This window comes from Amycolatopsis mediterranei, assembly GCF_026017845.1.
GTDB lineage: Bacteria > Actinomycetota > Actinomycetes > Mycobacteriales > Pseudonocardiaceae > Amycolatopsis > Amycolatopsis mediterranei.
Map to the genome: position 1 here is coordinate 7,169,295 of NZ_CP100416.1, position 13,252 is coordinate 7,182,546.

Consider the following 13,252-nt stretch of genomic DNA (forward strand, 5'->3'; position numbering starts at 1 on the left):
GGTGGTCAGGGGATGCTCCTCAGAGGAGGCGGAGGCGTTGGCCCCGGCCGGCTTTCTCCGCCTGGACGCGGACTTCGGCGAACAACGCCACGTCCAGTACGCCGAGGCCGAACGGGTTGACCACGACGTAGCCGTCCTCGGTGGGCCGGCCGGGATGCGCCAGCAGTTCGGCGATCGTGGCGGTGACGGAGGGCCCGTCGGCGGCGGCCGGGGCGACCCGGCCGTCGTTGATGAGCCGGCCCAGCGGGCGGCGGGGGTTCTCGACGATGAGCCGGAGGTCGTCGATGTACAGCGAGTGGGCGCCGGTCAGGACCTCGTCGGTGAGGTCGCCGAGGGAGACGTTCACCAGCAGTGCGCCCCGGCTGATCCACGACTTCCGGACATAGCCTTCGGACGCGGTGGTGAGGAAGAAGACGATGTCCTGGCCATCCACGGCTTCCGGGACGCCGGAGGCGACCGTGACCGCCAACCGGGGATGCCGGGCCGTCAGCGCCTCGGCCAGGGCCTCCGCCGCGGCGGGCCGCTCGTCGAAGAGGGTGACCTCCCGGACCGTGTCCGTGCGGGAGAGCAGCAGGGCCAGGTGCAGCCGGGCCTGGGTCCCGCAGCCGACGACGGCGACGCGCGCCGCGGCGCCGTAGCCGGCCGCCTCGACGGCGAGCACGCTGACCGCCGCGGTGCGGACGGCGCTGAGGACCCCCACCTCCATGACCGTGGTCACCCGCGCGGTCTCCGGGTCGAAGCACAGGCCGAGACCGCCCGCGCGTTCCAGGCCGAGCTCCGGGTTGGTGACGCTGGCGTTGATGATCTTCATGCCGTAGTCGCGGCCCGCCACCGCGCCGGGCATGCCGATGGAGCGGGTGTAGGCGCCCTTCCCGTTGTGCCACGCCAGGTACGCCTCGCCGGGCAGGGTTGTGTTCCCGGCACCGTGGGCGAGGAGTGCGTCGCGGACGATGCCGACCGGGTCGCAGTCCTCGAGGCACTCGACCACCTCGTCCCGGCGGAGGAAGAGCAGGGACTCGGGCCGTGGCTCGGGCAGGGCACCGGTCAGCCAGGAACTCATGACCTCATCACCGTTTCGCTCGGGGAAAGGGGCTCGGTGGGGCTGAGACCGTAGGTGCGCTCGACCCAGTCCGAGTCGTAGATCGTGCTCAGGTAGCGGTCGCCGAAGTCGGGCGAGATCGCGACCACCGTGCTGCCCGGGGGAATGCGGTCGGCGTAGCTGCGAATGGCCCGGACCACCGTGCCGGTGGAGCCGCCGACGAGCAGGCCCGTGCGGCGCGACAGATCGCGGCACTCGCGGATCGTGTCGATCTCGCGGATCCGGACCAGGTCGTCGGGGGCGGTGGGGTCGCAGATCTCGGGGTGCCTGCTGGTGCCGAGGCCGGGGATGTGCCGGGGGCCGGGTGCCTGCCCGAAGGTGACCGAACCGACCGAGTCGGCAGCGATGATCCGGGTGGCCGGGGACGACCGGCGGAACGCGGCCACACAGCCCATCATCGTGCCCGCGGTGCCGACCCCGACGAACAGGTAGTGCACGTGCGGCACGGCGTCCAGGATCGACCGGGCAGTCAGCCTGGCGTGCACGGCGGGGTTGGCCGGGTTGGCGTACTGGTTCACCCACACCAGCTCCGGGTCCTCGCGGAGCAGCCGCTCGATGAGCCGGATCCGGGTGGCCAGGAAACCGCCGTTCTCGTCGCGGTCGCGCACGGTCAGCACGTCCGCGCCCATGGCCCGCATGTGGGCGATCGCCTGCGGGTTGGTCACCGGGTCGACCACACAGGTGAACCGGTAGCCGCGCTGGGCGCACACCTGGCTCAGCGCCACCCCGAGACTGCCGGACGACGATTCGACGACCCGCCCGCCCGGCCGCAGCCTGCCGTCGCGCTCGACGGAGTCCACCAGGCCGAGCGCGGTCTTGAACTTGATCGACCCGGCGGGGTTGAGGCCCTCGATCTTGAGGATGACCCGGCTCTCGGCCAGCACCCCGGACAGTTCGAGGAACACGTCGTCGAAGACGAGTTCGGTGGCGTCGCGGTAGATGCGGCTCATCGGCGCCCGATCCGCAGGGCGGGCGCGCCCGGGCCGAAGAGGCCGGCGGCGGGGTGGTCGAGACCGCCGGCCAGCACGGTGAGGTAGTCCTCCGCCAGCTCGGCGACGCGCGCCCGGGAGAAGTCCCGGCAGCGGTAGGTGACGTACAGCGTCGCGTGCTCCTCGTCGTGGCCGAGACGCACCGTGAGGGGACGCTCGGCGTACGGCAGGCGCGGCGGCAGGGGCTCCAGGTCGAGGCCGGCACCGTCGGTGGCCGTCTCACGGTCGACGCCGAACTCCACGCGGTCGAACAGCTCCGCGACGTGCCCCGGCAGCGCCCGCACCACCCGCTCGCGCGGCACGCCGGCGTGGTCGAGGTCCTCGGCGAACCGGTCCCGCGCGGTGGCGACCACGGTCTCGAAGGACGGGCCACCCGCCAGGTCGAGCCGGCTCACCACGGCCTGGGAGAAGTCGGCGATCAGGCCTTCCACCTGGGCCCGGTCGCGCAAGGTGACCGGAACGGAGACGGCGACGTCACGGGTGCCGCCGAGCCGGGCGAGCAGCACCTGGAACGCGGCGAGCGCGGTGACGAAGATCGTGGTGTCGTGGGCGCGGGCGAACGCGCGCAGCCGGGCGAACAGGTCGTCCGGGACGCCCACGGTGAGCAGGTCACCCCGGTGGGCGGGCCCGTCGAACGGCGGGAAGTCCGCCGGGATCGGGACGGCCGGCGCATCGGCGAGCCTGGTCCGCCAGTACTCGACGTTCGCGGTGACGGCGGCGGCCCGCCCCGGCCGGTCGCGCTGCCACACCACGAAGTCGGCGTACTGGATCGGCAGGGGCGCCAGGTCCGCGCCGAGGTAGGCCTCGGCGAGGTCGGCGAGCAGCACCTCGGTGGCCCGGGCGTCGGCGATGACGTGGTGCAGCACGACGATCGCGATGTGCTCGTCGGCGGCCAAGCGCAGCAGCCGGAACCGGATCAGCGGGCCGGTGCGCAGGTCCATCGCCGGTTCCAGGGCGGCCAGGGTCTGCGCGGCGAAGTCGTCTTCGGTCGCCTCGACGACCGTCACCGGGACGTCGAGGACCGGGCTGATCACCTGCACCAGCCCGTCCGCGGTCTCCTCGAACGCGGTCCGCAGGGTCTCGTGCCGCCGCACGACGGCGGCGAGGGCGCGTTCGAGCGCGCGGACGTCCAGCGGGCCGCGCAGCCGGAGTCCGGTGAGGACGACCCGATCCGGCCGGGCCGGGTCCCGCCACGCCCGGGCGCACGCCTCGGCCTGGGCCGGGGACGCCGGGAACCGGGCCGGGCCGGACGGCCTCGGCAGGCGGGGGATGGCCGGGGAGCCGCCGCGCAGCCGGCGCAGCAGCGCGGCCTCCAGCTCGGCTCGCGAAGTCGTGTCGGAGGGGTGCACGCCTCACCCGGCCTGCGGCTGGTGGGTGCGGCCGAGGTCCGTCGCGAACGCGCGCAGCAGCGCCTCGGGACCCCCGATGAAGCCGTAGTGCGGGCCGTGCAGCAGCCGGAACGTGGTCTCGCCCAGCTCGGCCCAGTCGTGCAGCAGCTCGTGCGGGACCTCGACGTCCTCGTCCCAGCCGAGCACGGACGCCGGGCAGGGCAACGGTTCCGGCGGGCTGACCCCGTACGCCTTGTGGGCGTCCACATCGGACAGCAGCACTTCGAGGCTCAGGTCGACCATGTCCGGGCGCGGGACGCCGCCGAGCGCGGTGATCAGGGTGACGACCTCCGCGCGCAGCTCGTCCTCCGACATCTCCAGGAAGCGGCCGTGCGGGCCCTTGTGCGGGGCGACCTGGGAAGACACGAAGAGCCGAGCGGGCACCGGGAGGCCGCGCCGCTGCAGCCGCAGCGCGGTCTCGTAGGCGACGAGCGCCGAGCTGCAGTGCCCGAAGAACGCGAACGGCCGGTCGAGGTGGGGCGCCAGCGCGTCGCACAGCATCTCGGCCAGGGAACCGAAGGAAGAGAACGGTTCCTCCCGCATCCGGTTCTCCCGGCCGGGCAGCTGCACCGGGCAGATCTCGATGTCGGCGACGGTCGCCGGCCACTGCCGGTACATGCTGGCGCCGCAGCCGGAATAGGGCAGGCAGAACAGCCGGACGCCGGCGTCGGGCGAGGGTTCGCGCAGGAACCACCGGGGACGGCGGGGCGCGCGGGTGGCGGTCACGGGTTCTCCTTCACCGAGGCGTCCGGGTCCTGCTCGAGCATCCGCCGCAGCACCATCGGCGCCAGCGTGGCGATGTCGACCCGGGTGGTCAGGTCGCGGACGCGGAACTCCACCCCGAACCGCTCGCGGATCCGGTTGCGCAGCTGGATCAACGACAGCGAATCGCCGCCCAGGACGAAGAAGTCGTCGTCCATCCCGACCCGGCCGGCGCTCAGCAGCTCGCCGAACACCTCCTGCAGCTCGATCTCGATCGGGGTCTCCGGCGCGCGGTACGCGACTTCGGCGGCCACCGGCTCGGGCTGGGGTTCAACCGTCCGCTGCCGTGGTGGCTCGCGCACGGCGGCCAGGTCCACCGGGGCGGCGGGATCGGCAACGATTCCGGCGAGGACGTCGACGAACGCGTCCGCCATTTCCTTCGCGGTGGCCTCGTCGAACAGGTCGCGGGAGTACTCCAGGAAGGCCCGGTACGCGCCGGTGCCGTCCGGCTCGAGGTCGAGGGCCAGCTCGTAGCCCGCGGTGCGGGTGTCCGCCCGCAGCGGCTCGAAGGCGAGCCCGGCGGCCCGCAGATCGACCGGGGGCTGGTTCTGCAGGACCAGCATCGCCTGCGCCTGCGGGGTGCCGGCTGGGGCGCCCCGCTCGGCGCGCAGGATCTCCAGGGCCAGCTCGAACGGGAACTCCTGGTGCTCGTACGCCCCGGCGCAGGTGGCGCGGACGCGGGCGAGGAGTTCGCGGGCCGGAAGCGCGTCATCGAGGTCGACGCGCAGCAGCAGCGGGTTGACGAAGAACCCGATCAGGTTCTCCACTTCCGGCCGGACCCGCCCGGCCATCGGGGAGACCACCGTGATGTCGCGCTGGCCGCTGTAGCGGGCCAGCAGCACGTCGAAGGCGGTGAGGAAGACCATGAACGCGGTGACGCGCTCCGCCCTGGCGAAGGCCTCCACCTCCCCGACGAGCGCGGCCGGCACCGCGAACACGTGCGTGGCGCCCTCGGCCGAGGGGACGGCCGGGTGCGGCCGGTCCGTGGCCAGCGTGAGGGCGGGTGCCCCGGCGAGACTGCCTTTCCAGTACTCCTCGAGCGCGGCCAGCTTCGCGCCGGTCAGGTTTTCCCGTTGCCAGACCGCGAAGTCGGCGTACTGGATGGGCAGCGGCGGCAGCTCCGGCTCGCGGCCCTCGTGGTAGGCGACGTAGCAGGCGGCCAGCTCGGCGACGAAGATCGCCGAGGAAAGCCCGTCGGTGACGATGTGGTGCATGGTGAGCACGGCGATGTGCTCTTCGGGCGCGGTGCGCAGCAGCGCCAGGCGCACCAGCGGGCCGCGCTCGAGGTCGAACGGCACGCGGACTTCGGCGGCGACCGCGGCCTCGGCGGCGGCCGGGTCGACGTCGGTGACGCCGACGGTCAGCACCGGCGCGGGCCCGATGACCTGGACCGGGCCGTCGTCGTCGAGCTCGAACACGGTGTGCAGGGCCTCGTGCCGGGCCACCACGGTGTTGAGGCCGCGTTCGAGTGCGTCCCGGTCGAGCGCGCCGGCCAGCCGGACCGCGGCCACCACGTGGTAGGTGGCCTGGCCGGGGTCCAGCTCGTTCTCCAGCCACATGCTCTGCTGGGCGAACGACGTCGGGACGACGAAGACGTCCTGTTCTTCTTCCTGGTGAACGTCGGTCATCGGCTCCGCTCCTGTGCGCCGGACGGGGAGGACGCGGGCCGCTTGCGGCGGAACGCCGAGCGGTCCAGCGCACGAATAGGCACAGCGGGCGCCTCGTCCTCCGGGGCCGGGTCCGGTCCCGGGCTGCTCCGGCCGTCGATGTACTCGGCGACCTCGGCGACGGTGGGGGTCTGGAACAGCTGGCCCAGCGGCAGGTCGACGGCGAACTCCTCGCGCAGCCGGTCGACGACGAGTGCCCCCATCAGTGAATGGCCGCCGAGGGCGAAGAAGTCGTCGTTGATGCCCATGTGGTCCACGCCGAGGATGTCCGACCAGATGTTCAGCACGGTCTTCTGCGTCGCGGTCCGGGGCTCGCCGGTGTCCGTCTCGGCCTCGGGCTCCGCACCGGCCGCCGCGGTGAAGACGGCGGTCTCCGTCGAGCCGTCGGGACGGTGCGGCCAGGCGGTGACCGGCACCACCGACGCGGGGACGACGTTGAGCGGCAGCCGGTCCCGCAGCCAGCCGCGGACCACGGCGGGCATCGTCCTGGCCCACTCGGCGAAGGCGGTGTCCGCGGCCAGCGGGCCGGGGCACGCCCCGGCGGGGACGGTCGCGGCGAGCACCCGCGAAAGCGGCACGGCGCTGCTCCCCTGCCGGCGCAGGGCCACGGTCAGTTCGGCGAACCCGGCCCCGGCCGGCCCGGCGGCCGCGTCGAAGCCCAGCGCGGCCGCCGCGGCCACCACCTCGGCCGGGTCCACCCCGGGCTCGGGATCGTCGAGGACCCGGCGCACTTCGCCGGCGGTGTCCGCGGTGGCGAGCCGGTCGAGCGCCGCCGCGACCCCGGTCAGGCCGGCCACCGGGATGCCGTGCAGGACAACGAGATCCGGCGCGACGGCGAGGAATTCGGCCAACCCGTCGGTGGTGACGTCCGCCCAAGCCGCTTCCCGGACCGGGGGCAGGGGATCGTCGAGAGCCACGTGCAGCACGACGTCGAACCGGAACCGGGTCAGCTCACTGGGGTGCGTGCCCACGCGACGCAGGACGGCCACGTCCCGCACCCCGGGCAGCCGGGCGGCCGCCTCGCGGAACCAGTCCGGGTGCAGGGCCAGGCCGCCGGTGGTGGCGGCCCGGTGGGCGACGGCCTCCCGCAGCCGGGCGGCGGGCGCGCCGGCCGGCACGCGGGCGGCCTCGGCGGCCAGGTGCGCCGCCTCCCGGGCGGTCAGGTCCGCCACGTCGGAGACGAACACGGTGCCGCCGGGGCGGGTCGCCCGGACCGCCTCGGCGAGGACGCGTTCGAGGTAACCGGGGCCGGGGCAGTACCCGGCGAGCCCGTTGACCACGACGGTGTCGAAGTCCCCGCCGAGGCCGGTCAGGTCGTCGGGGGGCAGGTCGGCCAGCTCGACGACGCCGGCCTTGGCGGCGAGCCGGTCGCGCTGCCGCTCGATGGAGCGGCGGGCGCGGCCGGACAGCTCGGTCGCCCGGTAGGCGTTACAGCGGGGGGCGAGCTTGAACAGCAGCTGCCCGTTGCGGCAGCCGATCTCCAGCACCCGCCGCGGCCCGGCGTCCAGGATGTGCCGCACCCCGCCGTCGAGCCACTCGCGCAGCGCCGCCGCGGGCAGCACCGCGCCGCTGTCCGGGCTGCGCCAGCCGGTGAGGTTGAGCAGCGGGTCGCTCTCCGGGTCCCGCGCGAGGTAGTCCTGGACGAACCGCTCGCGCCCGCCGTCGGCACCGGCCTGCGGGGCGGTCCGGGGCACGACGTGCGCGATCAGCTCACCGCTTTCGGTGCGGGAGAGGTGCGCGCGGGACACGGCCGGGTGCGCGGTCAGCTCCGCGACGACGTCGCCGAGTTCGGCCGGCCGCCCGGCCACCCACGTGCGCCCCGCCGGCTTGCCGAGAACCTCCAGCTCGCCCCGGACGTTCCAGCGAGCCCGGTCACCGGTGGGCACCAGGACGCCGGCCGCGAACACGTGCAGGTCACCCGCCACCCCGTCCGGCACGGGTTCGCCGCGCTCGTCGCGCACCTGGGGCCGGGCGCCCAGCGGGGAGCCGGCCGGGATCCGGCCGGAGGGCGCCGGCGCGGCCGGGTCCACCACGTGCGCGGCCACCGGGCCCGCCTCGGCGAGGGAGTAGAGGTTGACCAGCTCGGTGCCCGGGAACGCGCGGGCGAACGCGGCGACGGCGTCCGGCCACAGCGGCTCCCCCGTGCTGAGCACCCGGCGCGCGGGAGTGTCCAGTGTGGACAGCCGGGCCGGGTTGGTCAGCACCAAGTCCGCTGTCCCACCGGACTTCCCGACCACGACGGCGCCGCCGGCCACGACCGGCCACCACAGGGCGGTCACCAGGAGGTCGGGACTGACCCCCGGGGACACGGCGACCGTCGCGGCCGGGAACCGGGCCGCCAGTGCGCGGACCCGGGCCGCCAGCTCGGCGTGGGAGTGGGTGGTCAGCGTGCCGCCTCGCGACCGCAGGCAGACCGCGGGCGCGTCCGAAGCGGGTGGCGGCAGCGGATCCGTGACCGAGGAGCCGAGCGTGGCCACGTCGACGGCGGCGTCGCCGAGCACCTCCACCAGCGCCGCGGTCGTGAGCACGCGCTTCGGGGCCGCTTCCGCGATCGCCGCCGTGAGCTCGGCGCGGGTCAGGGCCGGGTCCAGCGGCAGGGCCACCGCCCCGGCCGCGAGGACCGCGTGCAGGGCGACCGCCAGCTCGGCGGTGTGCGGGAGGCAGAGCGCGACCACACTGCCGTCGGTCACGCAATGGTTGGCGCGCAGGTCGTGGGCCAGTCCGGTGACGCGCGCGGTGAACTCCGCTTGGGTCAGCACTTGGTCCCCCAGCACCACGTCCGCGGGGAGAGCCACGGGAGCGTCGGGGATTTCAGCGGCCGGGAGGTCGGCAGGCGCGGCCATCAGCGGCAGCCGCCACACCGGCGTCTCCGGATCGGCGACCGCGGCGGCGAGCACCGCGTACACCGAGTCCAGCAGCCGCCGCACGTACGGCTCGTCCATGATGTCCGCGGCGAACCACAGCTGCCCGGCGATGGCGCCGTCGTCGGTGGGGGTCAGCTCGAACTCGAGGTCGAACCGGGCCTTGCCGGTGTCGAGGGTGAGGATGTCCACGGTGAGGCCGGGCACCCGCAGCTCGTGCCACGGTGTGTTGTGCAGCCCCAGCATGTGCCGGATGAGCGGGGTGTGCGCGCTGGCCTCCCGCTCGGGGTTGATCTCCTCGATGATCTTCTCGAACGGCACGTCCTGGTGGGCGTACCCGTCCACCGCCTCCTGGCGGCAGCGCCGCAGCAGGTCGAGGAAGGTCGGCTCGCCGGTCAGCTCGACCCGCATCGGCAGGGTGTTGACGAAGCTGCCGACCATCGACTCGATCTCGCTCCGATTGCGGTTGGCCACCGGCACGCCGACCACCAGGTCCTGCTGCCCGGTCCACCGGGAGAGCACGGCGGACACCCCGGCGAGCAGCACCATGAACAGCGTCGCCCGCTCGGACTCGCCGAGCGCCGTGAGGCCGCCGACCAGCCCGGCGGGGATGTGCACCTCGCACATGCCGCCGTCCCAGCTGCGGTCCGCGACCCGCAGGCGGCCGGTGGGCAGGTCGAGGGCGTGCGCGCCGGTGAGCCGCGCCCGCCAGTACTCGAGGTGCTCGTCGAGCGCCCCGGTGGCCTGCCAGTCCTGCTGCCACAGGGCGAAGTCGCCGTAGTGCAGCTCCGGTTCGGCCAGCGCGGGCGGCCGGTCCGCGGCGTAGGCGTCGTACAGGGAAGCGAGCTCCTGCAGCAGGATGCCGAGCGACCAGCCGTCGGTGGCGATGTGGTGCTGGCTGAGCAGCAGGAGGTGCTCGTCGTCGGCGACCCGCAGCAGGGTCGGCCGCAGCAGCAGGTCCTTCGTCAGGTCGAACGGGCGGTCCACCTCGTCGGAGTAGCGGGCGCGCACCGCCTCGTCGCGCACGGCCGGGTCGAGCTCGCGCAGGTCGACGACCGGCATCGGGACCGGACCGGGCGGGTTGACCCGCTGGACCGACGTGCCGGCGTCGACCAGGTGGAACGTCGAGCGCAGCACCTCGTGCCGTCGCACCAGTTCGTCGACGCAGCGCTGCAGGACCGCCGGGTCGGTGTGCCCGCGCAGGGTGGCCGCGCCGACGATGTTGTACATCGTGGAGGCCGGCTGCAGGCGGTGGAAGAACCACATGCGCTCCTGGGCGAACGACAGCGGCAGCGCCGACCGGTCGCCCCCGCGCGCCACGATCGGGGACTCCCCGCGGTCGACGCCCTCCTCGTCGAGCATCCGGTCCAGGAGCCTGCGCTGCTCCGGACTGAGCCAGTCGTTCCCCATGGAGCCGAACCACCTTCGTTCCGAAAGAGATCCGCACGTCCCGCGCACGAATACGGTGTCGATCGTTACTGATCCGACCCACAGCCACGGCCGAATGGCCTGGTAGCAACGGTTACTTGCCGCGCGAGGCCGGCCTGCTTTTGGCCGGATCAGTACCGGTGGCGCCCATCCTTCCGGCGCCACGGGACGGCGGTAGTCGGTGACGTCCCGGACGCCGCCGGGCCCGGGGTCGTTTCCCCGACTGGCGCCGGGAACCGCGCCGCGATGAGGCTGGCCACGGCACCGGAGGGATCCGGCCGCCTCCGGCGCCGAGACACGAGAGGCGGACATGTCAGTCGACACCCCCACCCGGACCGGGAGCCGGCCGGCACACCGGTGGGTCGAGCAGCGGGCCGCCGAGACGCCGGACGCGGTGGCGGTGCTCGCCGACACGGACCTGACGTCGGTGTCGCTCACCTACCGCGAGCTGGACGAGTCGGCCAACCGGATCGCGCACTGGCTGCGCGCCCGCGGTGTCGGCGCCGAGGACCGCGTCGGAGTGCACCTGGACCGCGGCCTCGATCTGGTCGCCGTACTGCTCGGCATCTTCAAGGCCGGCGCGGTCTACGTGCCGCTCGACCCGCACCTGCCCGCCGCCCGGCTGGCGCACGTCTTGGCCGACTCGGCCCCGTCGGTGACGCTCACCGAGGGCGACCTGCCGGGCGCCCTCCCGGTGGAAACGGTGCGCGCGGAGTGGGCGAGTTTCCCGGCGACCCGGCCGGAAGTGCCGTACCTGGGGGCGACGGCCGCCTACGTCGTCTACACGTCCGGGTCGACCGGGACGCCGAAGGGCGTGGTGGTGCCGTACGAGGCACTGGCCACCCAGCTGGGGTGGCTGTGCGCGCGGTTCGGGTTCGGGCCCGCCGACGTCGTCCTGCACAAGACCCCGCTGGCGTCGGACCCGTCGCTGTGGGAGCTGCTGGTGCCGGTGATGAGCGGGGGCCGGCTGGTGCTCGCCGAGCCGCTCAACCACGGCGACCCCGCCTACCTGCTCGACGTGCACGACCACTACGGCGTCACCGCGTGCGACTTCTTCCCCTCTCTGCTGCGCCACTTCCTGGCCGAACCGCGCGCCGCCGAGCGCGCGGCCGCGCTGCGCACGGTGATCTGCGGCGGCGAGGAGCTCAACGCCGAGCTGGCCACCCGCTTCGCCGCGGTGCTCCCCGGCGCCACGCTGTACAACCTCTACGGGCCCACCGAGGCGACGATCGCGGTCACCCTGCACCAGGTCGCCGCGGCCGGGGTGACCGACCCCATTCCGATCGGCAGTCCCATTCCCGGCACGGAGATCCTCGTGCTCGACCCTGCGGGCGCGCCGTGCCCGGCCGGGGTCACCGGCGAGCTGGTCATCGCGGGCGGGCAGCTGGCCCGGGGCTACCAGGGCCGCCCGGCCCAGACCGCGGAGCGCTTCGTGCCGCACCCCGGGCGCGCCGGGGAACGCCTGTACCGCACCGGGGACCGGGCCCGGTGGCGGCCGGACGGCGCCCTGGAGTTCCTCGGCCGGCTGGACCACCAGGTCAAGATCCGCGGCCACCGGGTGGAGCCCGCCGAGGTCGAGGCGGCGCTGACCGCGTGCCCCGAGGTCGCCCAGGCCGTGGTGCTGGCGCAGGCCGCACCCGGCGGCGGGCCGCGGCTGGTGGCCTACCTGACCCGCTCGGCGGCCGGGCCGGAGCTACCGGCCGCGGCGCTGCGCCGCGCGCTGGCCGGGCAGCTGCCCCCGGCGATGATCCCGGCCGTTTTCGTGTGGCTGGACAGGTTCCCGCTCACCGCCGTCGGCAAGATCGACCGGGCCGCCCTGCCGGATCCGGCCGGGTGATGGCCGCCACCGGGACCACTTCGAAGCGGTCGGACCCGAGGTTCTGGTACCTCTGGAGCGCCACGACCATCTCCGGTCTCGGCGACGGCGTGCGCTTCGCCGCCTTCGCGCTCTTCGCCGCGGTGCTGACCCGAGACCCCCTCCTGGTCGCCCTGGTGACGGTGGCCGGGCAGCTCCCGTGGCTGCTGGCCGGCCCGTTCACCGGGGTGGTCGTCGACCGGTTCGACCGGGTGCGGACGCTGTGGCTCTGCGAACTGGGCCGGACGGCGTTGATGGGCGCGTTCACCCTGGTCACCGTGTTCGGCGGGGTCGGCATCGCGGTCTTGGCCGGCACGGCCTTCCTGCTCAGCTGCATCGACACGCTGGCCGACAACCTGTCGCAGGCGATCACGCCGAGCGTGGCCGGGTCGCGGTCGCTGGACTCGGCCAACAGCCTGCTCTTCGGCGGGCAGATGGTCACCACCGAGTTCATCGGCACGCCCATCGCGGCGTTCCTGTTCGCCTGGGCGGCGGCCGTGCCGTTCGCCGTGGACACCGTCAGCTTCCTGCTGTCGGGGCTGCTGATCGCCGCACTGGGCCGGCGGCTGCCTCCGGTGCCGCGCGAACCGCGGACGGGGCGGCGCCCGGTGCTCACCGACACCGCCGACGCCCTGCGCCGGCTGCTGCGCCACCCGCTGCTGCGGTCGCTGTGCCTGCTCATGGGCGTGCTGAACTTCGCCATCGTCGGGGTCCTCGGCATCGCCGTCCTGTACGCGCTGGAGGTGCTGCACGTCAGCCCGGCGATGTACGGGCTGCTCATGGCGCTCATCGCGGTGGGCGGCCTGCTCGGGTTCGTGGTCACCCCGGCCCTCAGCGCGCGGATCGGCGCGCGGCGGACGCTCCTGCTGGCGTTCGCGCTCTGTCCCGCCCCGCTGCTGGTGGCCGCGCTGACCTCGGACGCCTGGGTCGCGGCACCCGCGTTGCTGCTGGTCGGGGCGGCCGCGTCGCTGGGCGGGGTGGTGAGCACGACGCTGCGGCTGCGGCTGATCCCGGCCGAGACCTACGGGCGGGTCAACGCCGCCTACCGGCTGTTCGTCAACGGCCTCGCCCCGCTCGGTGCCTTCGCCGGTGGCCTCGCCGCCCAGCAGTTCACGCTGCGGGCACCGTTCTTCGTCGCGGCGGCGGCGACGGCGGGTCTGGTCGCGTTCGGCCCTCGGCTGCTGCGCGGGCTGCGCGAGTAGC

At 74.3% G+C, this 13,252-nt stretch carries 8 protein-coding genes; 2 read left to right on the plus strand and 6 right to left on the minus strand.

The window, feature by feature from the left end:
- Positions 1-19 precede the first annotated feature (19 nt).
- From ISP_RS31945 to ISP_RS31970, 6 genes are read right to left on the minus strand one after another with little or no spacing between them, the layout of a single operon-like run.
- Positions 20-1,060, minus strand: a complete 1,041-nt coding sequence (locus tag ISP_RS31945; protein ID WP_013228012.1) for an ornithine cyclodeaminase family protein — start codon at positions 1,058-1,060, stop codon at positions 20-22.
- On the minus strand, positions 1,057-2,049 hold the full coding sequence (gene sbnA / locus ISP_RS31950; RefSeq protein WP_013228013.1) for a 2,3-diaminopropionate biosynthesis protein SbnA: 993 nt from the start codon (positions 2,047-2,049) through the stop codon (positions 1,057-1,059). The genes ISP_RS31945 and sbnA overlap by 4 nt, the downstream gene beginning before the upstream one ends.
- On the minus strand, positions 2,046-3,437 hold the full coding sequence (locus ISP_RS31955) for a condensation domain-containing protein (RefSeq protein WP_013228014.1): 1,392 nt from the start codon (positions 3,435-3,437) through the stop codon (positions 2,046-2,048). The genes sbnA and ISP_RS31955 overlap by 4 nt, the downstream gene beginning before the upstream one ends.
- A gap of 3 nt (positions 3,438-3,440) precedes the next feature.
- Positions 3,441-4,202, minus strand: coding sequence for a thioesterase II family protein (locus ISP_RS31960; protein ID WP_013228015.1), 762 nt, complete (start codon positions 4,200-4,202; stop codon positions 3,441-3,443).
- Positions 4,199-5,866: a condensation domain-containing protein gene (locus tag ISP_RS31965; RefSeq protein ID WP_013228016.1), complete on the minus strand. Its 1,668-nt coding sequence runs from the start codon at positions 5,864-5,866 to the stop codon at positions 4,199-4,201. Before ISP_RS31965 ends, ISP_RS31960 begins: the two co-directional genes overlap by 4 nt.
- Entirely contained in the window at positions 5,863-10,176 is a 4,314-nt protein-coding gene (locus tag ISP_RS31970) for a condensation domain-containing protein (protein WP_013228017.1), read from the minus strand. The genes ISP_RS31965 and ISP_RS31970 overlap by 4 nt, the downstream gene beginning before the upstream one ends.
- A gap of 328 nt (positions 10,177-10,504) precedes the next feature.
- Between ISP_RS31970 and ISP_RS31975 the strand changes: the two genes are divergently transcribed.
- Positions 10,505-12,031, plus strand: a complete 1,527-nt coding sequence (locus tag ISP_RS31975; RefSeq protein WP_013228018.1) for an amino acid adenylation domain-containing protein — start codon at positions 10,505-10,507, stop codon at positions 12,029-12,031.
- Positions 12,031-13,251 (plus strand): MFS transporter, encoded by a 1,221-nt coding sequence (locus ISP_RS31980; RefSeq protein ID WP_014467429.1) that lies wholly within the window; start codon positions 12,031-12,033, stop codon positions 13,249-13,251. The genes ISP_RS31975 and ISP_RS31980 overlap by 1 nt, the downstream gene beginning before the upstream one ends.
- Position 13,252: the final 1 nt, after the last annotated feature.